This window comes from Sutterella sp., assembly GCF_052272535.1.
Lineage (GTDB): Bacteria > Pseudomonadota > Gammaproteobacteria > Burkholderiales > Burkholderiaceae_F > Sutterella.
This window is the reverse complement of sequence record NZ_DAVZJY010000206.1, coordinates 1-4,122: the sequence shown is the minus strand read 5'-3', so window position 1 is coordinate 4,122 and position 4,122 is coordinate 1. Positions and strand designations below refer to the sequence as shown.

The following is a 4,122-nucleotide window of genomic DNA, read 5'->3' as shown; positions in this document are numbered from 1 at the left end:
TTTTTTGTTAAAATAGCATACCTAATAGGTTTGCATTCAAATTAACATGAAAGAACGCCCAGAGTACGTCGTAAACTTCAAGAAACCTGCCGCAACCGAGATCAAAGAGATCAGCGGAAACTGGTACCTTTATGAGCGTTCCTACGTTTATGACCCATCCATTCGCAGGAGCCGCAAGGTGTCGGGACCGTGTCTTGGCAAGATCACGGTCAATGGGCTCGTCCCAAGCAAAAGGAGAATGGTGAAAACTGATCAAACCATTCTGAGCGACACGATCGACGTCGGGTCAGTGATCTACTACTGGGAGCGCACTGCCGCGCTGCGTGCGCGGCTTCGAAAAGCGTTCCCCGACCTCTGGCAGTCGATCTACTGCATCGTGCTGCTGCGTCTCTTCAAGGACGTGCGCCTCAAGCGCCTGCAGCTCCATCTCGAAAATTCCCTGCTCGGACATCTTTTCCCTGAGGTGTATTTCTCGGCGGGAATCATCACCTCCCTGTTGAGAGATCTGGGAAAACAGCGCGATAAGATCGCCGCCCTCATGCGTGAAGATCTTGACAGCCGGGATGCCTTCATCCTGTTCGACGGTCACCGACTGATTACATCCTCGAAATCCATGGAGTTCGCGGAGTTGGGCTATGACTCCAAGATGCGCTTCAAACCGCAGACGAACCTCCTGTATGTTTTCTCACTTACCGAGGAGGGCGGGATCCCCGGCTACTACAAGCAGTATGTTGGAAGTACGCCCGACGTTTCAGCTTTCAAGGACATCCTCAAGGAAAGTCGACTGACGGGGGATCAGTACACCATCGTCGGGGACAAGGGGTTCGGCAGCGAGGACGGCTTCGACCAGATCGGCGACAGCGGGCTTAACTACATCATTCCGCTCAAACGCGGCAACCGCTACATTGAAGCCCCCGACAGCCCTGCCAAGTATGCCGGCATGTTCACTTTTCACAAGCGCGCCATACATTTCAAGCCCTTCGCACATGAGGGCTTCGTGGTCTGGCTTTTCTACGATGCCCAGCTGTATGCGAACGAAGTCACGGATGTCTACGAGCGTCAGCAGGCCCGCAACGAGGCCCGCACGCGGCGCAGGGAAAAGCTCGCCAGTCAGGGCAAGGAACTGCCGGAGGGAATCCTTGAAGAGCTGAAGTTGGAGACCTTCGAAGACATGCACGAGAAGCATCCGGAGATGGGGACCTTCTCCATTCGAACCAACCGGAAGGATCTTTCCGGCGAAGACGTCTACCGCATTTACAAACGCCGGCAGGCGATCGAGCAATTCTTCAAAACCTACGGCGAGACGTTGGAGTTCGAGGCCTCCTACATGCGCAGTCGTACTTCACAGGAGGCGTGGCTGTTTCTCAATCATCTGAGTGCTCAGCTCGGCATGGCGAGCCTGGAAGAGATTGAGGCGACCGGAGAGAAGAAGAGCGTCTCGCTCGAAGATCTCCACCAGGCGTTGGGAAAAATCACGGCCTCGAAAATTCTCGGGCAGTGGCAAATTGCCCCCATCAAAAAATCCGTCCAATCCATTCTTGGTCGGCTGGAAGTGGAGGTTTCAGAAGCCAACCTCAAGGCAACCTTCAACACGGCTGCCTTGGAGCGGGCTTCGCATATCTAAAATTGAGCGATACAGCTCAACAGGCGCTCGGAATGAAATATTCAGCTCCGCTCCGAGCGCCGAGTGTACCCGTCTGAGAGAAATTCACGACTATTGAAGTCAAGGAAAAAGTCCATGAAAATTCATGGACTTTTTCCATATTTGAGAGAGAAAATGAACGTCTTATCCGACTTTTAGGTTTCTCCAATGAAGATCAAGATTTCAAATGAGTCTGACTGTCATCAGAAGGCGTAGCGGACGCCCACCGTGGCACGCCAGTCTTCGTCAAGCGAGGCACCTTCGGTGCGCTCGACGTCGGCCCAAACGTAGGTCGACGGCGTCACGTTGATGTTCGCACCGATACCGAATTCGACCCAGGTGTCCTTGCCGTCAGTGCCCTGCGTGAGGCTGCGGCCGGAGGTCGACGTACCGGTGATTTCAGCGTCGCCGAGGAATTCATGGACGGCCGACACGCGAGCGTAGACGTTACCCATGCCGTTCGGGCATTCCATGCCGGCGACAACACCGAGACGACCGATCAGGCTGTTGACGCTGTCGAATTCATACGTCGTGCCGGTCGAGAGCTTCATCGTGTCGGCATCAACGTAGGTGTAGGTGAGTTCGCCCTGCGGTTCAAGGAAGAAGGTATTCGTGACGTTGTAGCGATAGCCCACTTCGCCGGAGAGCGAGAGGACGACGTTGTCGAGCTTGGCGGTCTTAGAACCGTCGATCTTCATGTCCGTCTTGGCGGTAGCAAAACGAGCAACGACGTCCGTGAAGAGACCGGAATCACCCATCCACGTGGCGTAAGCGGCGAGGCCGTAGGCGTCCATGTCAGCGGAACCGCGCGTGTAGTCCGCATCACCGTTCGTGTAGTTGGCGGCAATACCGAAGCGAATGCCGTTGTCGGTCGGAACCGTGTCAACGCCAACCTGAATCGTGTTGAAGTCGTTGTCAAGACCGTTGCCAGAGAGTCGGCCGCCGTCGTAGCGGGCCCAAGCACCGGACTTGCCTTCGGAAGAGCGGAGGTCGCCCATGCGCTTACGGACGTCGTTCATCATGATGCGGTTGAGAGACAGCACCGTACCCGTGGCGAGGGAGAGCGTGTCGTCCATAAGAGTGTTGTTCTTCGTGACGACGTTCGTGATGTTGCCATCCTGGTCGAGCGTAGCAGTCGTGCTCTGCGAGGATTCACCTTCAGCAAGGTAGAGCTGAACGCCATCCTTCGTGCCATCGAGGGTAATGTTGTCGAAGGCTTCAACACCAAGTTTGTCGTTGAGTTCGCCCGTAGCGGCGAGCGTCAGATTCGTGGTGTTGTTGGTGAGAGCGACGGTCTGATCGGCAGACGTGATCGTGAAGGTGGCGTCGTCACCGGTCAGGTTGCCGATGTTGGCGTTTTCACCGTTGAAGACCAAATTGCCGTTGAGGTTAAGTTCGCCCTGTTTATTAGCATCGATGTCGCCGTTGACTTCCGCTGTCGTGGTATTCAGCGCGAGTTTGCCACTAGTGACGCCGATAGCATTGGCAGTTGGCTGACCATCAGCCACTTCAACATTGACGGTCAAAGTGTTGGCCGTAAGAGAGAGTTCACCTGCGCCGACAAAAATAGAGGAGGTCTTGCGAAGTTCAGTCTGACCATTAATGGTACTGCTGATTTCGACAACGTCAGCTTCGATGGAAGTCGATGAGTGAGCATTAATGGAGGCAATTGCACCTCGCTTAGCGGTGCTCAGGGTAATCTTGCCGCCGTTCTTGATGGTCACATTGCCGCCATTGTTGCTGATAGCGTAGCCGTCATCGGTGACGTATTGGCTGTCGATGATCAGTTCCTTGAAGTTCTGGATAACCACAGAACCAGAACCTGCGACATAGACGCCGTGACCTGCATCTTTACTCGTAAGAGTAATAGTCCCGTTGCCGTTACCATCGAGTGTATGCGTACCTTTGTCATTCCAAACGGCAGAACCCTTTGCGGAAGTAATAGAGATACTGTCAGCGGCAATGGAGGTGCTACCGTAGCCAAGAGCGTTGTCGTAGTTGGCCTGGTTAATAACAACGGAGCCTTTACCGCTGATCGTCGCGCCGGCAACAACACCGTTGTAGCAGTTGCTTTCGTTCGTGGAAGTCAGCGTCAGTTTGTTGCCGTTCAGGTCGACCTTCACGTTGTCAATGACCACATCGTTGCCTCGGGAACCAAGAAGAGTTTCTTCGGAGGTGCTGAGCGCGATGTCTTTACTCAGGATAAAGTCGCCCGACTTAACCGGGGTGCTGATCGTTTCGGTCAGTTCCGTCGCAGCATAAGCGGCGGGAACGAGAGCGAGCAGAATAGCGTTGACTAACACTGTTTTCTTCATGACGAGAACCTTTTTGTGATTGTGTATCGAGCAAGAAGGCAAACAGCGAGAAAGTTCGCGCTTTTTTTGTTGATGCGGTTGCTAACACCTGTTTGCGCCTCTCGTCGAATACGAAGTAATTTCACAAACAGATTGCCACAGTTTTAGAAATGTGTGTGTAGGGGG

2 protein-coding genes are annotated in these 4,122 nt (G+C 54.0%); one reads left to right on the top strand and one right to left on the bottom strand.

The features are described 5' to 3' along the window. The first annotated feature begins 238 nt into the window (after positions 1 to 238). Positions 239 to 1,624, top strand: coding sequence for an IS1634 family transposase (locus tag ACT6Y9_RS09140; protein ID WP_443744301.1), 1,386 nt, complete (start codon positions 239 to 241; stop codon positions 1,622 to 1,624). Between the two features lie 221 nt (positions 1,625 to 1,845). Here ACT6Y9_RS09140 and ACT6Y9_RS09135 read toward each other — a convergent pair whose 3' ends face one another. Continuing rightward, positions 1,846 to 3,957: an autotransporter outer membrane beta-barrel domain-containing protein gene (locus ACT6Y9_RS09135; protein WP_443744300.1), complete on the bottom strand. Its 2,112-nt coding sequence runs from the start codon at positions 3,955 to 3,957 to the stop codon at positions 1,846 to 1,848. Positions 3,958 to 4,122 lie beyond the last annotated feature (165 nt).

Excerpts from the sequence above, each read along its gene's own strand:
- ACT6Y9_RS09140 (WP_443744301.1), top strand. The coding sequence starts at position 239 with ATGGTGAAAACTGATCAAACCATTCTGAGCGACACGATCGACGTCGGG.
- ACT6Y9_RS09135 (WP_443744300.1), bottom strand. The coding sequence starts at position 3,957 with ATGAAGAAAACAGTGTTAGTCAACGCTATTCTGCTCGCTCTCGTTCCC.